We start from the raw sequence: 22,596 nt of genomic DNA, 5'->3' as shown, positions 1-22,596 counted from the left end.
GCGACTCACTCGACCGGAAGGGGTGAGAGGGCCATCGTGGCCGCGACCTGTCCGTCGAGCAGCATCCACATCGCCACTCGATCGTCGGAATGATCGCGCCGAACGGTCACCGACGATCCCTGCGGTATCGGACGCAGGTACTCGATAACCGCACGAAACGGGCGGTCGAGCAGATGCGGCCGCCCGGTCACTTCATCCTCGGCGATCTGCCAGTACGCGGCGTTGTTCATGTGATCGAACGGGTCGAAGTCGGTGGCTCGCAGGGTATGCGGACGGTCATCGCCGGATTCGGGCATCGGGGTGGTGTTCATCGGCGACCAGCGCAATCGGTGTTCGTCCGTCGACTTGGCGAGCAGAGAGAATCCGGCATCGCTGATGCGCGAGGGCATTCCCTTGTCGTTCACATTGATCCAGAACGCCTCGGTCTCGATCAGTCCCGCCGGCCGCGGGTCGGGATTGAACGGGTTGGTGTCATGGTGCGCGGTCATCCTGACCCGCATGTTGGCCCACCGCGTGGACACCCCGCCGCACCAGCGTTGCAGGTGGACCGCACCCGGCCAGGAGATCGGAGAGTGTACGTCGATGACGGTGCGCCGCACGATCCAGAAGGGATCGGCATCGGCCACCCCGGAGGCGTCGAGGTTGTCGTTGGCGATGTCCTGCAGATACCGCGCCACCGCATCCAGACGCAGGCGCATCGAGGGCGCCACGTCGCCGGTTCTGATGCGGTACTCGGCGTGGAAATACTCACCATCGAGTGGGGAGTCACCGCGCATACCCGGAAGATGCCCGGGCGAGTCCGGCGACGTGCTGCCACGCACGATCTCACTGCCACCCGAGGTGGACGTGCGGGAAGTGGAGGTGTGGGAAGTGGACATGCCGGGGGTGGACATGTTGTCGTGCAGCGTCATTGATCGCCTCGCTCGGTGTCTCGGCGCCCGTCTGCTCGAGCCGTGTCTCGGCCAGTTGCGAGACTACCGCGTGACCGCCGCCCGGCGCGCGCCCTGCACAGCCCGTTCGATGGACACTTCTAGACACTTCGCAGGTGTCGATCGTGTTAACGATCACCGGTCGACTGGCGAGAACCACGACCACCCGATAATCTTTTGGGCACGAGGTCGTATGTAGCAGCGGGTAAGAAGTCCTACTGTTCGCGTCCGTCGGCTTTCATCTCTCGAAGTCCGGCGTCGAAAAGCGCATGCACCTCACTCACAGGAGAGAGAAATACCATGACGAACTCTGTCGACCAGTCCTATTCGATGGATGAACTCAATCGCGAATCCCGCATGGGCGGCCTCGGTACCGAGAACACCGAGCGTGAGATCCGCCGCATCAGCCTCGCCGACTTCGAGAACCGTCGCGCCGAGATCGCCGACGAACTGTGGTCGGCCGCAACCGATATCGGCTTCTTCCAGATCGTCGACCACGGCATCGACATGGCCGAGGTGAACCGCGCCTTCGAGATGTCGGCGAAGTTCTTCGCGCTGCCCACCGAGGTCAAGGAGTCCTACCCGCTCAAGAAGGGCCAGAACGCCGGCTGGGAGTACATGTCCCAGGTGCGCCCCTCGGTCGGAACCCCCGATCAGAAGGAGTCCTACCAGCTCACCCTGCCCCGCATGGACGGCCTGTGGCCGAGTGAGGACGAGCTCGCCGGATTCCAGGCAACGCTGCTGGATTTCGAGCACAAGTGCTGGAAGATCGCGATGGACGTGCTCGGCTGCTTCGCCGAGAAGCTCGGCTTCGACCGCGAGTTCTTCACTCGCGCACACGATCCGAGCCAGGCGACCTACCAGAGCACGCTGCGTCTGCTGCACTACTACGCTTTCCCCGACGAGATGCTCGACGAGCCCAATGTGTGGCGCGCCGGTGCCCACACCGACTTCGACGCACTGACGCTGCTGTTCCAGCGCGACGGTCAGGGCGGTCTGCAGGTGCTGCCGGGCGCCGAGGCCGAGTCGCAGGAGTGGACCCCGGTCGAACCCTCCGACGATGCGATCACCTGCAACATCGGTGACATGCTGATGCGCTGGTCCGACGACAAGCTGCCGTCGAACTTCCACCGCGTGCGCGCACCGCGGCGGGGCGAGTACACCGGCCCGCGCTACACGATCGCCTACTTCGCACAGGCCAACACCGACGTCACCATCGATCCGCCGCTGGGCACCTACCCGCCGCTGACCGCCGCGGACTACATCACCCAGCGCCTGACCGCCAACTTCGGCAAGTGAGCGCTGCCGGCCCCTCCCCGGCGATCGACGTCCTGACCGACGTCACCGTGTTCACCGGCGGAGAGTGGTTGGCGCACCGGGATATTCACATCGTCGATGGCGAGGTCGCGAGCATCGAGCCCGCGGCCCCGCCGCTCGGCGGCGGAGGTGACGGCGCGTCCGGCGGTTCGGGCAGTGCCACCCGCCATGTGATCCCCGGTTTCGTCAACACCCACACCCATCTGCAGCAGTCGCTCATGCGCGGCGTCGCCGAGTGCACACCGCTGCTCGAATGGCTGCTGGCCGTCGGTGTCGAGACCGTGAAGATCACCCCGGAACGCGCCTACCTCGCCACGGTTGCCGCGTCGCTGGAACTTCTGCGGTCGGGCACCACCACGGTGGTCGAACACATGTGGCCGTCTCCCTCGTCGGAGCTGCATGAGGCGGTGATCCGGGGTCTGCGTGACACCGGCATCCGAGCGGTGCTCGGTCGCGGCGTGGCCGACCGTCCCGACGCCACCCGCAAATGGGGATTCGAACCGAAACTGATCGCACCGCTCGACGAGGTCACCGACCAGATCGACGCGCTGCGCACCCAGGTGGACGGCTCGGCGATCACAATGGCTCTCGCCGTGCCCAACCCTCGCTCGGTCACCGAGGAGGGTATGGCGATGTTGCGCGACTACGCCACCGCCCGCGACATGACGGTGATGATCCATCTGCTCGAGACCCGCACCGATGATGTGATGTGCCTCGAGCACACCGGTATGGGCGCGGTGGAGTATCTGGACACCAACAGCTTCCTCTGGGATCGCGTGCTCGCGGTGCACTGCGTCGAACTCGACGATCTAGGTCAGTCGATCCTGGCCGAGCGCGGCGTGGGGATCTCGCACAATCCGCTGTCGAATATGCGTCTGGGCAGCGGTGTGGCACCGATCCCCGACATGTTGGCCCGCGGCGTGAAGGTGGGCCTCGGCGTCGACGGTGCGGCCAGCAATGACACCCAGAACATGCTGGAATCGCTGCGCATCGGCGCCTACCTGCAGCGCGCGGTACACAAACGCGCCGATCTGCTCGGATTCGGTGAGATGCTCGACATCGCCACCGGCGGGGTCAACAGTGTCCTGGGCCTGCCCGCCGTCCGCGGCGGTGTCACCGTGGGCTCCCCCGCCGATCTCACCGTCGTCGATTTCGCCCGCGATTTCGCGACGCTGCCGGTGCACGATCCCGGCGCCTCGATCCTCACCACCGGCGGACCGTCGATCGTCGACACCGTGCTCGTCGGCGGCGAGGCGGTGATCCGCGACGGGCGCAGCGTGTTCGTGGACGAAGAGGGATTGGCTAAGGAACTGCTGGCATTGGCGTGAGTCGCTGCGCGCGCCGCGGCGGTCAGCACATTCGGTGAAGTCGTGCCCGCCGAGGGATGTGCCCGGATACATTCGTCGGACATCCCTCGGCACACGCCGCGGGATCCCTGCCGTCGACAACAGGATCTGCAGCGATGACCACCCACCCGATCACCGGAGCCGCGCCCCACGCAACGCCCGAGCAGGCGGTGCTCGACTCACACGCATGGGACCCCGGCGCCTGGGCCCCAGAGACTCGACGCGACATTGCGTACGTGCGCAGCAACTCCTACGCCGATCTACTCCACCGCACCGCTGCACGGACACCGCACAAACTCGCGGTCGTCGACGGTGACCGGCGTGTCACCTACGCACAGTTCGACACCGCGGTCACCCGCTGCGCGAACGCGCTGCTGGGTCGCGGGTTCGTCCCCGGCGACAGGCTGGCACTGATCTCCCGCAACTGTTGGGAGTTCGCGGTCCTGGCGTATGCGACGGCCCGTGTCGGCCTGGTGCTCGTACCGGTGAACTTCATGCTGACCGCAGCCGAGGTCGCCTACATCCTCGACCACTCCGGCGCACGCGGGGTGGTCGCCGGCAGCGAGTTCATCGCCACCGCCGACACCGCGATCGACGGCGCGGACATCGCCGATCCGCTGCGGATCGAGATCGTCGCGACGAATGCGACACCGACGGTCGGGTGGCGCGACATCGCCGAGTTGTGGAGCGTCGGTGACACCTCCGCACCCGACATACACGTCGACGACGACGATCCCATCCGGCTGATGTACACCTCGGGCACCGAATCACGCCCGAAAGGGGTGATGCTCAGCTCGAAATCGCTGATCTCCCAGTATGTGTCCTGCATCGTCGACGGCGGGATGTCCGGCGACGACGTGGAGGTCCACGCCCTGCCGATGTATCACTGCGCCCAACTCGACTGCTTCTTCTCCACCGACGTCTACCTCGGCGCCACGTCGATCATCCTGCCCGGACCCGATCCGGCGACACTGCTGGCGACCATCGAGACAGAACGGGTGACCAAACTCTTCTGCCCGCCGACCGTGTGGATCGCACTGCTCCGGCATCCGGACTTTGACACCCGTGACCTGTCGAGTCTGCGCAAGGGGTATTACGGTGCGGCCGCGATGCCGATCGAGGTCTTGCGCGAACTCGCACAACGCCTCCCCGAGGTGGCGCTGTGGAACTTCTACGGCCAGACCGAGATGTCGCCGCTGGCAACGATTCTGCGCCCACACGAACAACTCTCACGTGCCGGTTCGGCCGGCCTCGCGGCACTGAACGTCGAGACCCGGATCGTCGACGACCAGGGCGATCCGGTGCCGGTAGGTCAGGTCGGTGAGATCGTGCACCGCTCACCGCATGCGACACTCGGCTACTTCCGCGATGAGACGAAGACGGCGAGCGCCTTCGCCGGTGGCTGGTTCCATTCCGGTGACCTCGGGGTTCTCGACGCCGAGGGCTACCTGAGTGTGGTCGACCGCAAGAAGGACATGATCAAGACCGGTGGGGAGAATGTCGCCTCCCGGGAGGTCGAGGAAGCACTCTATGAACTCGACGGTGTCGCCGAGGTGGCGGTATTCGGTGTGCCTCATGACTATTGGATGGAGGCGGTGACCGCCGTGGTGGTACCCAAAGACGGTACCCACCTCACCGCGGACGACGTCCACGCCTTCACCGCAGAGCGGCTCGCCGGATACAAACGCCCCAAATTCGTGGTGATCGCCGGCGGACTCCCGAAGAACCCCAGCGGCAAGATCCTGAAAAGGTCTCTGCGGGAAACATATTCGACCATCGCGCAGGAGACCACCGAGCACTCATGACCGTCGACCGACTGCTGCCCACCGACGACGCGCGTGACCTCATCGACCTGACGCGCGCCATCGCCGACAAGACGATGACGCCGATCGTGGACTCCTACGAGTGCGCTCGCACCTATCCGGCCGAGGTGTTCGCCGCGCTCGGCGAGGCGGGTCTGCTGGGTCTGCCCTACCCCGAGGACGTGGGCGGTGGCGGGCAGCCCTATGAGGTCTACCTACAGGTGATCGAGGAGATCGCCGCACGCTGGGCCGCAGTGGCCGTCGCGGTCAGCGTGCACAGCCTGTCCTGTCATCCGTTGTTCGTTTTCGGCACCGACGAACAACGACTGCGTTGGCTGCCCGACATGGTCGGCGGTACGAGGATCGGCGCCTACAGCCTCTCCGAACCACAGGCCGGCTCCGACGCGGCTGCTCTGCAGTGCCGGGCCCGCCGCGTCGACGATGCCGATCCCGCCGCCGGCTACCTCATCAGCGGGACCAAGGCGTGGATCACCCACGGTGGTGTCGCCGACTTCTACACGCTGTTCGCCCGCACGGGCGAGGGTTCGAAAGGCATCTCCTGTTTCCTGGTACCCGCCGACGCTGACAACCTCAGTTTCGGTCCGCCCGAGGACAAGATGGGTCTGCACGCCGTTCCCACCGCGTCGGCGTTCTACGACCAGACCCCACTGGCGGCGCACCGCCGCATCGGTGACGAAGGCCAGGGTCTGCAGATCGCCTTCAGTGCACTGGACTCCGGTCGGCTCGGCATCGCCGCGGTGGCCGTCGGGTTGGCCCAGTCCGCTCTCGACGCGGCGGTGGCATATGCGCATGAGCGCACCACCTTCGGCCGCGCCATCATCGACCACCAGGGCCTGGGCTTTCTGCTCGCCGACATGGCCGCCGCCGTCGACTCGGCGCGCGCCACCTACCTCGACGCCGCGCGCCGACGTGACGCCGGGGTGCCCTATTCGCGCAATGCCTCGGTGGCGAAGCTGATCGCCACCGACGCGGCCATGAAGGTGACCACCGACGCAGTGCAGGTACTCGGCGGCAACGGCTACATCCGGGACTATCGGGTGGAGCGGCTGATGCGCGAGGCGAAGATCACGCAGATCTTCGAAGGCACCAATCAGATCCAGCGACTGGTGATCGCGCGGTCACTCTGAGGCGCACGCCTGCCGTTGCCGTTGCCGATGCCGCAGTCGGCCGAGTCGACTATCTCAGCCGGTCGCCGGGGCGGAGCACCTGCTTCACGCGGATGCGTTCGCTCTCGGGAAGCCATCGGTTGACGCCGCGCCGGAAGGTACACAGCATCGACGCCAGCAGCGCGCCGAACTGCACCCACCCCACCACACGGATGAGCACCGACATCTGCGGATACCCGAACAGCAGGTCGATACCCACCGGGATACACAGCAGGGTCACCACCACCACCGCGGCGTAGAAGTTGCGGCAGTTGCGACTGTGGTATTTGCCGATCGCCACCAGGAGCGAGTAGCTGATTGCCATCAGTACGACCGTCGCCACCAGCATCAGCGACGGGAACCGGTGGGAGAGCGAGTCGATGCGGTCGACCGGAGCGGCGTTGTTCGGGTCGCTCGCCACCCCCTGCTCGAGCCGGTTGCGCAGCGCGTCGGTGACCGCCGACAGCCGCACGAAGCCGTAGACGACGCTGATCAGCGCGGCGAGGGCCGCAACCCACAAGAGCCCGAGCGCCTGACGTAACGCGTTCGGCGGAGGTCCCGGATCGCCGGCCGGATTGAGGTCGTGGTCTCGGCTCTTCCGCGCCATCTCGGCCATGTCGATGGCGTCGAGTTCGGCGAGCGACGGGTACCCCTCGATGGAGAATCTGTCGGCCGCCGGTCGTATCCCGTCGACCGAATTGCCGGATTCGGGCCGATCCGAGTCACCCGAGCCCAAATGTGTGGAGTCAGGGTCATTCGCATCGGGCACGATTCCGATTGTGGCACGGACCACCGGCGCAGCGGTTCGGGAGGCCCGGCGGAGGTAGTACTGACCCGACGGTGCGAGACCGATCGGACGTGGTTGGGGTAGTCGCTACTCGTGCCCTCGTACGGCAACTCTTCGAGAGTGGGACCTGATCGCAGACAGCGGTCATCCACTCCCACAGAGGTGAGAACAATGGCAACACTCAAGACCAAGATCGCAACCGGCGGCGCCGCCGTCGCACTGGTCGCCGCACCGCTGGCCATCGCGGCCGGAGCATCCGGAAGCGCGAGCGCGAACACCGCGCTCGGCCCGGCGACGAACTCCTGTGCCGGGGACGGCAAGGCGTCGGCACCGGTAGCAGTCGCCGGCGGCATCTTCATCCCCGATACCGCTTCCACCAAGGTCCCCACCGGTGTGCATGTCAGCCAATTCGGCACCGGCAGCCTCAACGGCGACCTGCCCGCAAAGGTCCTTCCTCAAGGACTGCTCATTCCCACCCAGGGGATCGGGATCGGTACGCTCAGCGGCTCCTACCTGAAGGCCAAGGGCGCCGGAACGGTCGCATGCCAGGTCAACGGCACCTTCCTGCTGAACTGAGCAGGACCCGGTGCAACCACCCACTGCGCCGGATCGGCCAGACCCCATGTGGCCGGTCCGGCGCAGTGCTGTGTGGGGAGCCGCGAGATCACGCGAGAAACGCCGAGACCCTCACCACCCGCTCTCGACCCGTCGGCGCGCGCGCTGCCGACGACGCCGGCGATGGATCCGCGCGATCGCGCCGACTCGCCCGGCGGCCACCGCGGCGGCCCCACCGGCACCGGCGGCGATGATCGCCGACACCACCAGCGTCGGCACCGTCGGCTCGTGACCGAGCAGGACCCACGCCCATCCGCAGACCGCGATGTCGGCCGCGATCGCGCTCGCCACGAGGCCGATGACCGCCGACACGCGGCCGTAGCCGCGGCGAAGTGTGCGGATCGACGACTCGACGTAGGCCAGCGCGAACAGTGTCACCAGGAGGGTGGCCGCCGCCGTCGCAGTCAGCCAGGATCGCCAGCCGGTGTGGAACTCGAAACTGGTCGATCCGACCGGGCGGGACTGCGCCGCGAGCGCGAGTCGAGCCGTCATCGGTTGGGGGAACACCCACGCCGGGAGGGGTGGTGCCATCTCGACCGGCGCCCCGCCCGCAACGACGGCGGCGCGGTGACCGGCGACGCGTACGCCCAGGACCTCGGTGGACAGGTCGACCGAATCGACTCCCGGCGCGCGCACCGCGACCGGAACCGCATCACGCAGATTCGCCGACACCGCACTCGAGGTCGGATCGACACCGGCGACGGTCGCGGCACCGGCAGGCAGGTCGCCGCCGTGCGACGGTGCACCCACACCCACCAGGGCTGCGGTGATCGCGGCAGCGGCAAGAGCCGCCGCGACGATCGTCGGCACGCGTGGCGACGAGAACTTCACCACCTCACGCGCGGCCACCACATCGTCGCGACGCACGTCGGCGGCCCCGACCCCGTCGTCAGGACGCGCACCGATCGGGCGCACGACGACGGTGGCGGGTGGCGCAGCAGCCGCCTGTCCGCCTGAGGGCACCTGCGTGGACCGCACAGTCGCCTCGGCTGCAGCAGCACCGACGGCCGACGCACGCTCTCGTCCGCGAGCCACAGACACCGACGACGAGAGACGACCGGTGGCGGCCGACATGATGGTCTCGGCTCCGATCAAGGGAACGCCGCTACCGGGGAGCCACTCGCCGCCCCACACACCCGCCGCCGCGCCGGCAAGCGCGACACCGAACTCCTCGGCGGTGGCGAATCTGTCGGCCGGGTCGGTGGCGAGGCCGGTCATCACCACTTCGGCGACGCGGCCGGGCACCGATGCCGCGACCTCGGTGAGCGGCGTCGGCTCCTCGAATGCATGCATGAACAGCAGTGACATTCCGTCTGCCGGCGGGAACGGCATTGTCCCCGAAAGCAATTCGTAGACCATCGTGGCCAATGCGTACACATCGGTCGCCGGGGAGAGTTCCTGTCCGCGTGCCTGCTCGGGTGCGATGTAGGCAGGTGTGCCGAGCACGTCGCCGGCGCGTGTCACCAGCGTCTCGCCGCCGCCGATGATCTTGGCGATCCCGAAGTCGGTGAGTTTCACCGCGCCGCTGGCAGCGAAGATCAGGTTGGCCGGCTTGACATCTCGGTGCAGGACACCCACGGCATGGGCTGCGCCGAGACCAGCAGCGCACGACACGGCGACCGCGATCGACGAGGCAGGATCGAGTCCGCTCCGCGCGAATCGTTCCCCCACGGTTCCGCCGGAGAGGAACTCACCGACGAGCGCACACAGACTTCCGTCCTCCACATAGTCGTAGATCGGCATCACATGCGGGTGGTCGATCGCTGACATCAGCCTCGCCTCCGCGGCGAATCGGCGACGAACCGACACGTCACCGGCGAAGTGCGGCGGAATCTGTTTGATCGCAACACGTCTGCCGAGCTTGCGATGAGTACCCGCCAGCACCACTCCGCATCCGCCGCGGCCGATCTCGCGGTCGATCTCGTATGCGGGCAGCGCAGCCTGGATATCTGCGACCGACACGGTCTGGGGTGCCGAGGTCATCACAGACTCCCGATGTCGCGTGAGGAGTCGGACGAGCCACGGTCGAGCACCGCACGTCCGAGCACCGTGGCCGGCGCGGGCGAAGCAGTACCGTCGTCGACGAAGCCGTCGATATCGTCGAGATCGTCGATGTTGTCGAGATCGTCGATGTTCTCCTCGGCGTCATCGCGCCTGGTTCGTTGCACCGGAGCCAGATATCCGAGGGTGAAGAACACTGCAGCACAGACGATCACCGAGCAGACCCACACTGTTGCTCCCGGTGCCGCGAGACGAAGTACCGACACCGCGAATCCCGACAGGAGTCCGACCCCGATCCCGGAGATCATCACGTAGAGACCTCGACGCCACCGGTTGCGCGGCAGCCGATGGCGGGCGACGCGCACTGCGGTGTCGACGAGGGCGAGGAGTGTCAGAATCGCCAGCGCCAGCCCGAACAATCCGTAGACGGAGAAGAGGGAACCTCGCACGTCCGTCACAGTCGCCACGGTAGCCAGCGCAGCACCACCAGGGGTACGCACCACCAGCTGACTGCTCATGAGACCCGTTGCCTGGCCTGCCAATCCGACCAGATGCAGCCGGTATCGAATCACCTGGGTGGTTCCCGGTGCGAGGGTGACGTCTGTCCCCACCGAGTAGACGAAGAAGTCCATGCCCAGCACCCGTCCACGCAGATCGATCTGCCCGATGTCGACCGGTCGCGCCGACGTGTTGGTGGTCATGACCGCGACGCTGACGGTGTCGTCGGGAACCAAGCGGATCGGCTGTGACGACGACGCCGATCCGACGTCGTGACCGTCGATGGTCGCGCCCACGCGAAGACCACCGCCCTCGGCATACGTTCGCGCTGACGTGGGTTGCGCCGACGCCGACGACGTCGTGACGACGAGCGCCGCAATGGTCAGCAGTACCGCGACGACCGCGGCGCGCACATGTGCAGTGTTCATGGCTTTTCCTCCGAGACAGCTTGTCCGATCCGGTGACCCAGTAACCACACCCCGATGACCAGGACGATGAATATGATGGCGAGAGCCTTTGTGCCGCTGCCGATCTGAGTCGCGTATGCCGACACGCGAATCGGTATCCGGCGCTCGTGCACGTGGGCCGTGACACCGGGTGTGGTGAGGCTCGGCGAGTCGGGAGCCGGGCTCACGACTGCGGTTCCCGCCACCGGTCGAGGTGCGGCAGCCGGCACACCGGCAGGGATCTGTGGTGACACCGGCATCGACACCACGGCGGCCGGGCTCATCTGGACAGTCGTCGCACCCGGAACCGGAGACGGACTGTCGGGGGTCGATACCGGGGCCGCGGGCGTGGAGACCGGCGGAACGTCCGGCTGGGGGGCCGCAGCCGGTCCAGCGGCGGATCCGGGTGCTGGATCAGGCTCAGGCGCCGGAGCCGGAGCGGCGGCCGGGGGACCATCGCCACCGGTGTCCCCGCTGTCCGAAGCTCCGCTGTCCGAGCCGCCACGGTCCGAACCACCGCTATCCGAGGTGCCGCTATCCGAGGTGCCCCCGTCCGACGCCCCGCTCCCGGTATCGCCAGTGCCCGAATCTCCGCTGCCGCTGCCACCACTCCCCTGCGATCCACTTCCCGAATCTCCACTGCCCGAATCTCCACTGCCCGAATTCCCACTGCCACAGCCGACTTCGCAGGTTGCAGGTCGGATCACGGCGTCGGCGCGACCGGCGAATCCCGACAGTGCCAGGCACACCAGTACCACCACGAGCGCCGAAAACATGGCTACTGCAGTCGCTCGAGCGGGAGCGAGTGATCGCCCGCGTCCCTGGCGATTCGATGAATCCCACATCTCGACTCCTGAACGTCTGCGGATTGCGCTTCGCCAACCGGTGTCGGCTGGCCAACCTGTCGTATGCGCATCGACGCTACGAGTCCGCCGCGGGAGTGACTGGAGTAGTGAACTACCTGAAAATCGATGGATCCGTGCTCAGGGACGCGTAAACCCACCCCCGTTGGGAGGTGGGTCTACGCGAGAACGTGCGGGTCAGGCGGGCTCAGGAGAAGCGCACGTCCATGGTGGCCAGCCCGAAGATCTTGCGTCCGCCGGATTTGGCGACGATGAGCACCACGCCGCTGCGGGTGGCAGGGTCCAGTGACTTGATGCGACCGGAGAACTCGATGTCGCCGCCCGCCTCCGCGCTCACCGGCGCCATCTGCGACAGACGCACCGAGTAGCGTGTCGCCGCACCGGGGTCGCCCGACCAGGCCGAGACGAACCCGGCGCCGAGCGCCATGGTCAGCATCCCGTGTGCGATCACATCAGGCAGTCCGGCGAGTCGGGCGATCCGCTCGTCCCAGTGGATCGGATTGTTGTCGCCGGACACACCCGCATAATTCACCAGGTCGCCGCGGGAGAGGCGGGCATGACGGATCGGCAGTACGTCACCGACGGCCACATCCTCGAATCGCAGCGAACCCGGAGTGCGCTCGGCACCGCCGGTCGAGACGGTGCGCTCACCGTCGGGACGGATGGTCTTGACGTAGTCGGCGCCGTAGACCTCCTGGGCCGGCAGCTTGAGGTCATGCATCATGATGCCGCTGACGGCGGCGTTGATCGACGGGTCCACCTCGTCGGCGCTGACTCCCACCACGGTGGTGTGCATCGTGTGGACCACCTCACCGGCGGCGTCGGTGAATGTGTTGGTGACGGTGATCAGGTCGCGGCCGGCGATACGCCGTACCGACGACAGCTCCACGTCGGTGGACAACACGTCGCCGGCGACGATCGGCCGGTGCTGTTCGAAGACCTGCTCGGTCTGGACATAGGTCTCGTAGCCCACGATCACCGACTCGAACAGCTCCCGGTTGGCCTTCATCGCGGGGATGGCAGTGAAGGTCAGGGTGCTCAGCAGCCCGCTGTAACCCAGTGCTGCCGAAGCGGTTTCGTCGCGGTGTGCCGGATGGGCGTCCTGCACCGCACGCGCATACTCACGGACCTTCTCGCGGGCCACCTCATACGGCTCGTCGAGCCGGTAGTAGTGCCCGACCCGTTCGGTCAGTTCGGAAGCATCAGACAAAGTGGACATGGAAGGCACCAATCAGTGGTCGCGGGCTCGAGTGCATCGTGACGCGGAGTGGTCAGACGAGCAACTCGGCGATCTGCACTGTGTTCAGCGCGGCACCCTTGCGCAGGTTGTCGCCCGAGACGAACAGTGCCAGGCCGCGGCCCTGCGGCGCACCCGGGTCGACGCGGATACGCCCGACCAGCGAATTGTCCTTGCCCGCGGCCTCGAGCGGGGTCGGCACGTCGGTCAGCGTCACCCCGGCGGCGTCGGCGAGGATCTCACTCGCGCGCTCCGGGCTGAGCGGCCGGTCGAATTCGGCGTTGATCGACAGCGAATGACCCGTGAACACCGGCACGCGCACACAGGTGCCGCTCACCAGCAGGTCGGGCAGTCCGAGGATCTTGCGCGACTCGTTGCGCAGCTTCTGGTCCTCGTCGGTCTCCCCGGAGCCGTCGTCGACCAGCGAGCCGGCCATCGGCAACACGTTGAAAGCAATGGGCGCAACGTATTTCACCGGGGCGGGGAAAGTGATGGCCGAACCGTCGTGCACCAGCTTCTCGGCGTCGTCGATACCGGCGCGAAGTTCTCCGGCGAGCTCCTCCACACCGGCCAGACCGCTGCCGGAGACCGCCTGATAGCTCGACACGATCAGGCGGGCGAGTCCGGCCTCGTCGTGCAGCGGCTTGAGCACCGGCATCGCAGCCATCGTGGTGCAGTTGGGGTTGGCGATGATGCCCTTGGGCGGGTTGTGCGCCAGCGCCCCGTTGACCTCCGAGACCACCAGGGGCACATCGGGATCCTTACGCCAGGCCGAGGAGTTGTCGATGACGGTCACACCGGCCTCGGCGAAGCGCGGCGCCTGCACCTTCGACATGGTCGCACCGGCCGAGAACAGGGCGATGTCCAGACCCGAGGGGTCGGCGGTGGTCGCATCCTCCACCACGATCTCCCCGTCACCCCACGGCAGTGTCTTACCCGCCGATCGCGACGAGGCGAAGAACCGGATCTCGTCGACCGGGAACTTGCGTTCGGCGAGGATCTGTCGCATGACGGCGCCGACCTGACCGGTCGCACCGACGACTCCGAGACGAACTCCCATGTGACTTACCTTCCCGTCCCGGCGTAGACGACGGCTTCTTCGTCGCCCCCGAGGTCGAATGCGTTGTGCAGTGCGCGTACCGCGTCGTCGAGTTCGGTGTCGCGGCAGAGCACGGAGATGCGGATCTCCGAGGTGGAGATCAGCTCGATGTTGATGCCGGCGTCACTGAGTGCCTCACAGAAGGTCGCGGTGACGCCGGGGTGACTCTTCATGCCGGCGCCGACCAGCGACACCTTGCCGATGTGATCGTCGTAGAGCAGCTCGGTGAAGCCGATCTCACCCTGCAGCTTGGTCAGCTTCTCCACGCCGGTCGGGCCGAGTTCACGCGGCAGCGTGAAGGTGATGTCGGTCTTACCGGTCTCCACCTTGGAGATGTTCTGCAACACCATGTCGATGTTGATGTCGGCGTCGGCGACGGCGCGGAACACCCTGGCCGCCGAACCCGGCTTGTCGTCGAGACCGACCACGGTGATCTTGGCCTCGCTACGGTCGTGGGCAACACCGGTGAGGATGGCTTCTTCCACGGGGATGTCCTCCATCGATCCCGACACCATCGTGCCGGGTTTGGTCGAGTACGACGAGCGCACGTGAACGGGAACGTTGTATCGGCGGGCGTATTCCACGCACCGCAGCATGAGCACCTTGGCGCCGCAGGCGGCCATCTCGAGCATCTCCTCGAAGGAGACCTTCTCCAGGTGGCGCGCGTTCGGCACGATGCGCGGGTCGGCGGTGTAGATGCCGTCGACGTCGGTGTAGATCTCACAGACGTCGGCCTCCAGGGCTGCCGCCAGTGCGACGGCAGTGGTGTCGCTGCCGCCGCGACCGAGCGTGGTCACGTCCTTGGTGTCCTGCGAGACGCCCTGGAACCCGGCGACGAGCACGATCTTGCCCTCGTCGAGGGCGTCGCGGACGCGGCTCGGGGTGACGTCGATGATCTTGGCCGAACCGTGGCTGCTGGTGGTGATCACACCGGCCTGCGAGCCGGTGAACGACTGGGCCTGCGCACCGAGCGAGGCGATGGCCATGGCGACCAGTGCGTTCGAGATGCGCTCGCCGGAGGTCAGGAGCATGTCCATCTCCCGCGCGGGCGGCGCCGGGTTCACCTGATGGGCCAGATCGAGCAGCTCGTCGGTGGTGTCACCCATCGCCGAGACCACCACGACCACGTCGTTGCCGGCCTTCTTGGTCTCCACGATCCGTTCGGCGACGCGTCGGATGCGCTCGGCGGTCGCCACCGACGATCCGCCGTACTTCTGCACAACCAGTGCCACTGCATCAACCTTTCACCGAGAGGATCGTTGTCGTCGCGGGAGCATCGTCGCTGGCCGCAACCTGCGACAACCTTACCGGCGACGGTTCGCCGCCCGGAATCGTGGTGAGGCGCATCTCCCGCCTACCATCTGTGACGTGCTTGCCAACGGCGCCACCGACGAGGCGACGACCGACCAGACCCCGTCAGCATCGACGACGTCAGGGTCGGTTCTCGGACGCTGCGCCGCAGTGCTCTACCGGTACCGCGACTGGGTCGAGCCGATCGCGCTGTTCTGGTTCGTACGCCTGATCGGCGTGCTCACGGTGGCCCGCTTCGCGAGTCTGCACGGACGCTCGCTGGGTTCGGTGCTCTCCTCGTGGGACGGCCAGTGGATGCTCGACATCGCCGAATTCGGCTACGACGGCGTCCCGCTCACCCAGACCGACGCCCGCGGGTTGCGCGACGCCAACACGCCCTATGCCTTCTTCCCCGGCTACCCCTATCTCGTGGGAGCGGTCGAGAAGATCCCCGGCTTCACCGCCTACGGGGCGGCGATCACGGTCAACGTGGTGGTGGGAGCACTCGCCGCGGTCGGCGTGGCCCGGCTCGCGCAGCTGTGCGCCGCTCATATGCTCGATCCCGACTCGGCCGGACGCTGGCGCCGTGCGGTGCGCATGCCGACGCGTCTGGGGAGATGGCTCTTCCCCGCACGCGACGACGACTCGGCCGCCGCGCAGACGGTGGGCGCCGATCCCGATCTGCACCGCGTGGGGCTGATTATGGTGGTGCTGTTCGCCGCGGCCCCGATGGGCATCGTGTTGTCGATGGCCTACACCGAGGCACTGTTCTGTGCACTGGCCGCCTGGGCGCTGGTCGGGGTGCTGCGCGGCAACTGGTATCTCGCCGGTGTCACCGCCTTCCTCTCGGGTTTCTGCCGCCCGACCGCCGCCGTGCTCATCGCGGTGGTGATGCTGTGCGGCGCACTCGCCGCGTGGCGGCTGATCCGCCAGGGCCGGTACGGCGAGAGCGGGCCCGCGCTGTTCGCGGTGGTCTTCTCCCCGCTGGGCTACATCGCGTATCTGTGCATCGTGTGGGCACACACCGGCAGTCCCACCGGGTGGTTCACGATCCAGACCCAGGGGTGGGGCACGTCGTTCGACTGGGGCCGAGCCACCTACAACTTCATCAACTCGGTGCTGGTGAGCGAGGCCGAGATCGCCCCGATGGTCACCGCCTGGGTTCTGCTGGCCACCTTCGCACTCGTCTTCGTGTCGCTGTGGAAACGTCTGCCGTGGCCGGTCTGGCTCTACGGGGTACTGCTGGTGGCGCAGATCGCCGGGTCGGGCGGACTCATGATGAGCCGACCACGGCTCCTGCTGCCCGCCTTCGTGCTGCTGATCCCGATCGCGATCGGGATCGCGCGACTCAAGGTCTCCACCCAGATCTGCATTCTTGTGGCCGTCATCGCAGTGAGTTCCTGGTTCGGAGCACATATGCTGACGGTGTATCCGCACGCGATCTGACGCGGCGGCTCTTCTCACACCACCTCGTTCGCCGTCGTGAGAACACTGTGACGGCAGGGTTACCGAGAGAAAACTGCGCGCAACAGCGGCTTCGTATCGTCGCTGACAACACCTCGACGACCCGCACCGCCCGCGGATCAGCCGACGAAGGCCGGGGTTTCCAGCACTCAGCGCACGAGAAAGCCCCGCACATGTCTGCCTACACATACACCCGAAAACACCACATCAGCGGATGGGACCCCGAGGACGTCGAGGCCTGGGAGAACGGTGGGGCCCAGGTGGCCCGGCGAAACCTGTTGTGGTCCATCATCTGCGAGCACATCGGATTCTCCATCTGGTCGCTCTTCTCGGTCATGGTGCTGTTCATGACACCGAAGTACGGGATCAGCCTCGACCAGAAGTTCATCATCACCGCCACCGCGACCTTCGTGGGCTCCTGTCTGCGCATCCCCTACACCCAGGCCACCGCGAAGTTCGGCGGACGCAACTGGGCGATCTTCTCGGCGGTGGTGCTGCTCATCCCCACCGGCCTGACCATGATGCTCATGATGAACCCCGGCAAGTTCGGCTTCGGATGGTTCCTGTTCGTCGCGGCACTGACCGGCCTCGGCGGCGGCAACTTCGCCTCGTCGATGACCAACATCAACGCCTTCTTCCCGCACCGGCACAAGGGCTGGGCACTGGGACTCAACGCCGGCGGCGGCAACATCGGCGTGCCGGTGATCCAGGTGATCGGCCTGATCGTCATCTGGCTGACCACCGACAAGGCCGGTATCGTCTGCGCGATATACCTCGTCGCGCTGGCATTCGCCGGAATCGGCGCCGCGATCTACATGGACAACCTCGATCACCAGACCGCGAGCTACCGCTCGATGGTGGCCTGCCTGAAATACCGTGACACCTGGCTGATCTCGCTGCTCTACATCGGCACCTTCGGCTCGTTCATCGGCTTCTCCTTCGCCTTCAGTCAGGTGCTGGCGCTGTCGTTCAAGTCGGCCGGCGCCCACAACCCCACGCTCGCCGCAGCCCAGATCGCCTGGATCGGACCGCTTCTCGGGTCGATCACCCGCCCCATCGGTGGCAAACTCGCCGACCGTTTCGGCGGCGGACGGATCACCGCACTGTGCTTCGCCCTCATGATCGCCAGCGCGTCGATCCTCGTGGTCGCCGGCACGGTGGCCGACGGTCACCTCAAACACAAGATCGAGACGCCGCAGCTGATCGCCTTCATCATCGGCTTCATCCTGCTGTTCCTGATCTCCGGTGTGGGCAACGGCTCGGTCTACAAGATCATCCCGACGGTCTTCGAACACAAGGCGCGCAACAACTCCGGGCTCAACGCCGCGGGCAAGATCGTCTGGTCGCGCACCATGTCGGGCGCCCTGATCGGTATCGCCGGCGCCGTCGGCGGCCTCGGCGGCGTGGCGATCAACCTGGTGCTGCGGTCGAGCTACAAGCAGCATCAGTCGGCCACCACCGCCTTCTGGATCTTCCTGGCCTTCTATGTGGTCGCCGGAGTGGTCACCTGGTGGTTCTACGCGCGCCGCGAGATCGTCCTGCACGAGCAGACCGACACGCGTCCGGCCGCGTCCTCCGATCCCTCGGCGGTGACCGCATGACCCCGACGGCAGTGCGCACCGTCGTGGTGGTGGGCCACGGGATGGTCGGGCACCGGTTCGTCCAGGAACTACGTTCGCGCGACGAGGCCGACCGTATCCGCGTGGTGGTGCTCTCCGAGGAACCCGTCGCCGCCTACGACCGGGTGGGACTGTCCGGATACGTCGGCTCATGGGACATCACCGCAATGGCCCTGTCGGGCAACGACTATCCCGACGACGATCTGGTGGAGGTGCATCTGGGGTGCGCCGCGATCGACATCGACCGCGCCGGCCACCGGGTGATCACCGACAACGGTGAGTTCGCCTACGACGCACTGGTATTGGCCACCGGCTCCTACCCCTTCGTTCCCCCGGTGTCCGGATCGGATCATCCGCGCAGCTTCGTCTACCGCACGCTGGCCGATCTCGACGCGATCCGCTCGGCCGCCGAGGCCGCCGGACCCGGCGCCCCGGGTGTGGTGGTCGGCGGCGGCCTGCTGGGTCTGGAAGCAGCCAATGCCCTTCGGCTGCTGGGTATGACACCGCACATCGTCGAGTTCGCCCCGCGGCTGATGCCACTGCAGGTCGACGCCGGCGGCGGCGCCCTGTTGGCCGATCTGGTCACCGACCTGGGTCTGCATGTGCACACCGGCGTGTCGACGACGTCGATCGCCGACAGCACCGATTCCACACCGGCCGATTCCCCACTGGCCGATTCGTCACTGGCCGTCACCCTGTCGGACGGCACGGCACTGACCGCCGCACTCGTGGTGTTCTCCGCGGGTGTGCGCCCCCAGGACGCATTGGGTCGCGGCGCCGGACTCGACGTCGGCGAACGCGGCGGCATCATCACCGACACCTGCTGTCGGACAAGTGATCCCGACATCTACGCGATCGGCGAGGTGGCGGCGGTGCAGGGTCGGTGCTACGGGCTGGTGGCACCGGGCTACACGATGGCCCAGATTGCGGCCGAGCAGATCCTCGGCAGCGGTCGCAGCACCTTCCCCGGTGCGGACATGTCCACCAAACTCAAACTGCTCGGCGTCGACGTGGCCAGCTTCGGTGACGCCATGGGCGTCACCGAAGGTGCGCTGGAGATCGTGCACTCCGACCCGGTCGCGGGGACCTACAAGAAGCTCGTCGTCTCCGACGACGCGACCACACTTCTCGGCGGCATCCTCGTCGGCGACGCCGACGCGTACGCGATGCTCAAACCGCTGGTCGGACAACAGCTCCCGGGTGACCCCGGTGCGCTGATCGCGCCGGCCGGCGGCGACTCGGGTATCGGGCTGTCGGCGCTACCCGACGATGCGCAGATCTGCTCGTGCAACTCGGTGTCCAAGGGTGACATCTGCGGTGCGATCGCCGAGGGTGCGTGCACGGTGGCCGACCTCAAGAAGTGCACCGGCGCCGGCACCACCTGCGGTGGATGTGTGCCCAGTCTCACCAAGCTGCTCACCGATTCCGGTGTGACACTGTCGACATCACTGTGTGAACACTTCACTCAATCGCGAGCGGAGTTGTTCTCCATCGTCGCGGGCACCGGCATCCGCACGTTCAGCGAACTGATCGCGCGGTTCGGCACCGGTGGCGGATGCGAGATCTGCAAACCCACGGTGGCGTCGATCCTCGCCTCCACCTCCAGCGATCACATCCTCGACGGCGAACAGGCCGCGCTGCAGGACACCAACGACCACTTCCTGGCCAACCTACAGCGCAACGGCACCTACTCGGTGGTGCCGCGGATGCCCGGCGGCGAGGTCACTCCCGACCAGTTGATCGTGATCGGGCAGATCGCCAAGGATTTCGGCCTCTACACCAAGATCACCGGCGGCCAGCGCATCGACATGTTCGGCGCGCGGGTGGAACAGCTGCCGCTGATCTGGCAGCGGCTGGTCGACGCCGGCATGGAGTCCGGCCACGCCTACGGCAAGAGCCTGCGGACGGTGAAGAGCTGCGTCGGGTCGAGTTGGTGTCGCTACGGCGTGCAGGACTCGGTCGCGATGGCCGTACGACTGGAGACCCGCTACCGAGGGCTGCGGTCGCCGCACAAACTCAAATTCGGCGTGTCGGGGTGTGCACGTGAATGCGCCGAGGCCCGCGGCAAAGACGTCGGGGTGATCGCCACCGAGGCCGGCTGGAATCTGTACGTCGGCGGCAACGGCGGGCAGAGTCCCACACATGCCCAGCTGCTGGTGTCCGGGATCGACGACGAGACGCTGATCAGCTACATCGACCGGTACCTGATGTTCTACGTCCGCAGCGCCGATCGGCTGCAGCGCACCGCGCCGTGGCAGGAGTCCTTCGAGGGTGGCCTGGACAAGTTGCGAGAGATCATCTGCGACGACAGTCTGGGTATCGCCGACGATCTCGAGGCTGCGATGGCCAAGCACGTCGAGGGGTATCAGGACGAGTGGGCAGCAGTACTGGCCGACGAGGACAAGCTGCGCCGGTTCGTGTCCTTCGTCAACGCACCCGACGTGCCCGACCCGACCATCGCCTTCGACGACTCGTCGGGACGACGCGTCCCGGTGCTGTTGGGTTCACCGACAGTCGCCCTACACGCACAGCAGGAGGAGGCGAGATGACGATCACGAACACCTGGACACCCGTCTGCGCACTGACCGATCTCACCGTCGGTCGCGGTGTCGCGGCGTTGCTCGACGACGCAACCCAGGTCGCGGTCTTCTATCTCGGTGACGAGGACGGCGAGCCGGTGGTGCTTGCCGTCTCCAACATCGACCCGTTCGGACGCGCGGCGGTGATGTCGCGCGGCCTGGTCGGTGAACACGGCGGGACGGCCACGGTGGCGTCTCCGCTGCTCAAACAGCGCTTCTCGCTGGAGTCGGGCCGCTGCCTCGACGACGAGTCCGTCGCACTGCCGGTGTACCCGGTGCGCGTGATCGACGGTCGTGTCGAAGTCGGATCGGCGCAGGCGACACCGCAGTGACCCCAACCACCCCCGGGCCCCCGGCCGGTGATGCCGCACTCCCCCTCACCGGCTTCACCATCGGTATCACCGCTGCTCGTCGCGCCGACGAGTTCGCGGCATTGCTGGCCCGCCGGGGCGCTGCCGTGATGCACGCCCCCGCCATCCGCATCATCCCGCTCATCGACGACGACGAGCTGCGTCACGCCACCGACACGGTGCTGGCCGACCCGCCCGACATCGTGGTCGCCACCACCGGGATCGGCTTTCGCGGATGGATCGAGGCGGCCGACGGGTGGGGGGTGGCCGATGAGTTGATCGACCGTCTCGGTGACACCCGTCTGCTGGCCCGCGGACCCAAGGCCAAGGGTGCGATCCGCGCCGCCGGCCTGCACGAACAGTGGTCGCCACCGAGCGAGTCGTCGTCGGAACTGATCAGCGAACTCCTCGAGGAGGGCGTGTCGGGGCTGCGCGTCGGCATCCAGATGCACGGCGCGACCACCGACTGGGAGCCGCTGCCCGACCTCGCACAGGTGTTGCGCGAGGCGGGCGCCACGATCATCCCGATCCCCGTTTACCGCTGGGTTCCGCCCGACGATCCGGATCCGATGAGCTCCATGATCGACGCGATCGTCGGCTCGGAGATCGACGCGGTGACGTTCACCTCGGCGCCCGCAGTGGCCTCGATGCTGGGTCACGCCGCCAAACTCGGGGTACTCGACGGGCTGCTCCACGCTATGCGCACCACGGTGCCGGCCATGTGTGTGGGCAACGTGACGGCCGGGCCGCTCCACGCCCTGTCGGTACCGACCATGCAGCCCAGCCGTTTTCGGCTCGGCGCCCTCGCCCGGCTCATCGCCGACGAGCTACCCCGGCGCGCACAGCTGCTGCGCGTGGCCGGCCACGAGGTGAGCATGCGCGCGGCCGCCGTGGTGGTCGACGACACCGCCCTGGAATTGTCCGGGTCGAGTCTGGCGTTGATGAAGGCGATGACCCGGATCCCGGGGAAGGTGATCAGCCGGGCCGAGCTGCTCGACGAGCTGCCGGGCGGCGGCACCGACACCCACGCGGTGGAGATGGCCGTGACCCGGCTGCGCACGGCACTGGGAGACGCGAAGATGATCCAGACCGTGGTCAAACGGGGGTATCGCCTCGCCGTCGACCTCGAATACGACGAACCCGATACCGATGACTGATTGCGGCCGACCAGTGAGAACAGCGATGACC

18 protein-coding genes are annotated in these 22,596 nt (G+C 66.9%); 10 read left to right on the top strand and 8 right to left on the bottom strand.

Features of this window, described 5'->3' with window-relative positions; all coding sequences use genetic code 11:
* Window positions 1–5 precede the first annotated feature (5 nt).
* A complete protein-coding gene (locus IEW22_RS15000; protein WP_188587440.1) occupies window positions 6–776 on the bottom strand; it encodes an acyl-[acyl-carrier-protein] thioesterase in 771 nt (256 codons plus the stop codon).
* A 453-nt stretch (window positions 777–1,229) separates the two neighbouring features.
* Here IEW22_RS15000 and IEW22_RS14995 point away from each other — a divergent pair, with 453 nt between their 5' ends.
* From IEW22_RS14995 to IEW22_RS14980, 4 genes are all read left to right on the top strand, one after another.
* Window positions 1,230–2,228, top strand: a complete 999-nt coding sequence (locus IEW22_RS14995; protein ID WP_188587427.1) for an isopenicillin N synthase family dioxygenase — start codon at window positions 1,230–1,232, stop codon at window positions 2,226–2,228.
* On the top strand, window positions 2,225–3,574 hold the full coding sequence (locus tag IEW22_RS14990) for an amidohydrolase family protein (RefSeq protein WP_188587426.1): 1,350 nt from the start codon (window positions 2,225–2,227) through the stop codon (window positions 3,572–3,574). The genes IEW22_RS14995 and IEW22_RS14990 overlap by 4 nt, the downstream gene beginning before the upstream one ends.
* Window positions 3,575–3,708: 134 nt before the next feature.
* Entirely contained in the window at window positions 3,709–5,397 is a 1,689-nt protein-coding gene (locus IEW22_RS14985) for an acyl-CoA synthetase (RefSeq protein WP_188587425.1), read from the top strand.
* Window positions 5,394–6,542: an acyl-CoA dehydrogenase family protein gene (locus IEW22_RS14980; protein ID WP_188587424.1), complete on the top strand. Its 1,149-nt coding sequence runs from the start codon at window positions 5,394–5,396 to the stop codon at window positions 6,540–6,542. Before IEW22_RS14985 ends, IEW22_RS14980 begins: the two co-directional genes overlap by 4 nt.
* 49 nt (window positions 6,543–6,591) lie before the next feature.
* Here IEW22_RS14980 and IEW22_RS14975 read toward each other — a convergent pair whose 3' ends face one another.
* On the bottom strand, window positions 6,592–7,329 hold the full coding sequence (locus IEW22_RS14975; protein ID WP_229742742.1) for a hypothetical protein: 738 nt from the start codon (window positions 7,327–7,329) through the stop codon (window positions 6,592–6,594).
* Between the two features lie 189 nt (window positions 7,330–7,518).
* On the opposite strand from IEW22_RS14975, the gene IEW22_RS14970 reads away from it, so the two are divergent.
* Window positions 7,519–7,923, top strand: a complete 405-nt coding sequence (locus IEW22_RS14970; protein WP_188587423.1) for a hypothetical protein — start codon at window positions 7,519–7,521, stop codon at window positions 7,921–7,923.
* A 111-nt stretch (window positions 7,924–8,034) separates the two neighbouring features.
* Here IEW22_RS14970 and IEW22_RS14965 read toward each other — a convergent pair whose 3' ends face one another.
* The 6 genes from IEW22_RS14965 to IEW22_RS14940 form a co-directional block, all read right to left on the bottom strand.
* On the bottom strand, window positions 8,035–9,945 hold the full coding sequence (locus IEW22_RS14965; protein ID WP_188587422.1) for a serine/threonine-protein kinase: 1,911 nt from the start codon (window positions 9,943–9,945) through the stop codon (window positions 8,035–8,037).
* Window positions 9,945–10,889, bottom strand: a complete 945-nt coding sequence (locus tag IEW22_RS14960; RefSeq protein WP_188587421.1) for a hypothetical protein — start codon at window positions 10,887–10,889, stop codon at window positions 9,945–9,947. The genes IEW22_RS14965 and IEW22_RS14960 overlap by 1 nt, the downstream gene beginning before the upstream one ends.
* On the bottom strand, window positions 10,886–11,191 hold the full coding sequence (locus tag IEW22_RS14955; RefSeq protein WP_188587420.1) for a hypothetical protein: 306 nt from the start codon (window positions 11,189–11,191) through the stop codon (window positions 10,886–10,888). Before IEW22_RS14955 ends, IEW22_RS14960 begins: the two co-directional genes overlap by 4 nt.
* Window positions 11,192–11,957: 766 nt before the next feature.
* Window positions 11,958–12,989: a fused (3R)-hydroxyacyl-ACP dehydratase subunits HadA/HadB gene (locus IEW22_RS14950; protein WP_188587419.1), complete on the bottom strand. Its 1,032-nt coding sequence runs from the start codon at window positions 12,987–12,989 to the stop codon at window positions 11,958–11,960.
* Between the two features lie 52 nt (window positions 12,990–13,041).
* Window positions 13,042–14,067, bottom strand: coding sequence for an aspartate-semialdehyde dehydrogenase (locus tag IEW22_RS14945; RefSeq protein ID WP_188587418.1), 1,026 nt, complete (start codon window positions 14,065–14,067; stop codon window positions 13,042–13,044).
* Between the two features lie 5 nt (window positions 14,068–14,072).
* Window positions 14,073–15,338: an aspartate kinase gene (locus IEW22_RS14940; RefSeq protein ID WP_188587417.1), complete on the bottom strand. Its 1,266-nt coding sequence runs from the start codon at window positions 15,336–15,338 to the stop codon at window positions 14,073–14,075.
* 136 nt (window positions 15,339–15,474) lie between these two features.
* On the opposite strand from IEW22_RS14940, the gene IEW22_RS14935 reads away from it, so the two are divergent.
* The 5 genes from IEW22_RS14935 (at window position 15,475) to IEW22_RS14915 (ending at window position 22,565) form a co-directional block, all read left to right on the top strand.
* Complete coding sequence (locus IEW22_RS14935) at window positions 15,475–16,842, top strand: hypothetical protein (protein ID WP_229742740.1); 1,368 nt, start codon at window positions 15,475–15,477, stop codon at window positions 16,840–16,842.
* 191 nt (window positions 16,843–17,033) lie between these two features.
* Window positions 17,034–18,461, top strand: coding sequence for a nitrate/nitrite transporter (locus IEW22_RS14930; RefSeq protein WP_188587416.1), 1,428 nt, complete (start codon window positions 17,034–17,036; stop codon window positions 18,459–18,461).
* Window positions 18,458–21,028 carry a nitrite reductase large subunit NirB gene (gene nirB, locus IEW22_RS14925; protein ID WP_188587415.1) on the top strand — a complete coding sequence of 857 codons (2,571 nt, stop codon included), beginning with the start codon at window positions 18,458–18,460 and terminating at the stop codon, window positions 21,026–21,028. The genes IEW22_RS14930 and nirB overlap by 4 nt, the downstream gene beginning before the upstream one ends.
* A complete protein-coding gene (nirD, locus tag IEW22_RS14920) occupies window positions 21,025–21,390 on the top strand; it encodes a nitrite reductase small subunit NirD (protein WP_188587414.1) in 366 nt (121 codons plus the stop codon). Before nirB ends, nirD begins: the two co-directional genes overlap by 4 nt.
* Window positions 21,387–22,565, top strand: a complete 1,179-nt coding sequence (locus IEW22_RS14915; RefSeq protein WP_188587413.1) for a uroporphyrinogen-III synthase — start codon at window positions 21,387–21,389, stop codon at window positions 22,563–22,565. Before nirD ends, IEW22_RS14915 begins: the two co-directional genes overlap by 4 nt.
* Window positions 22,566–22,596: the final 31 nt, after the last annotated feature.

Origin of the sequence: Gordonia jinhuaensis (assembly GCF_014639795.1) — a bacterium.
Taxonomy (GTDB): Bacteria; Actinomycetota; Actinomycetes; order Mycobacteriales; family Mycobacteriaceae; genus Gordonia_B; species Gordonia_B jinhuaensis.
The sequence above is the reverse complement of the archived record's forward strand: the minus strand, read 5'-3'. Positions and strand labels throughout refer to the sequence as shown.

What these genes read in the sequence shown, in the direction of transcription:
- IEW22_RS15000 (WP_188587440.1), bottom strand. Translation starts at nt 776, where the DNA reads ATGCGCGGTGACTCCCCACTCGATGGTGAGTATTTCCACGCCGAGTAC.
- IEW22_RS14995 (WP_188587427.1), top strand. Translation starts at nt 1,230, where the DNA reads ATGACGAACTCTGTCGACCAGTCCTATTCGATGGATGAACTCAATCGC.
- IEW22_RS14985 (WP_188587425.1), top strand. Translation starts at nt 3,709, where the DNA reads ATGACCACCCACCCGATCACCGGAGCCGCGCCCCACGCAACGCCCGAG.
- IEW22_RS14980 (WP_188587424.1), top strand. Translation starts at nt 5,394, where the DNA reads ATGACCGTCGACCGACTGCTGCCCACCGACGACGCGCGTGACCTCATC.
- IEW22_RS14970 (WP_188587423.1), top strand. Translation starts at nt 7,519, where the DNA reads ATGGCAACACTCAAGACCAAGATCGCAACCGGCGGCGCCGCCGTCGCA.
- IEW22_RS14965 (WP_188587422.1), bottom strand. Translation starts at nt 9,945, where the DNA reads ATGACCTCGGCACCCCAGACCGTGTCGGTCGCAGATATCCAGGCTGCG.
- IEW22_RS14960 (WP_188587421.1), bottom strand. Translation starts at nt 10,889, where the DNA reads ATGAACACTGCACATGTGCGCGCCGCGGTCGTCGCGGTACTGCTGACC.
- IEW22_RS14955 (WP_188587420.1), bottom strand. Translation starts at nt 11,191, where the DNA reads ATGAGCCCGGCCGCCGTGGTGTCGATGCCGGTGTCACCACAGATCCCT.
- IEW22_RS14950 (WP_188587419.1), bottom strand. Translation starts at nt 12,989, where the DNA reads ATGTCCACTTTGTCTGATGCTTCCGAACTGACCGAACGGGTCGGGCAC.
- IEW22_RS14945 (WP_188587418.1), bottom strand. Translation starts at nt 14,067, where the DNA reads ATGGGAGTTCGTCTCGGAGTCGTCGGTGCGACCGGTCAGGTCGGCGCC.
- IEW22_RS14930 (WP_188587416.1), top strand. Translation starts at nt 17,034, where the DNA reads ATGTCTGCCTACACATACACCCGAAAACACCACATCAGCGGATGGGAC.
- nirB (WP_188587415.1), top strand. Translation starts at nt 18,458, where the DNA reads ATGACCCCGACGGCAGTGCGCACCGTCGTGGTGGTGGGCCACGGGATG.
- nirD (WP_188587414.1), top strand. Translation starts at nt 21,025, where the DNA reads ATGACGATCACGAACACCTGGACACCCGTCTGCGCACTGACCGATCTC.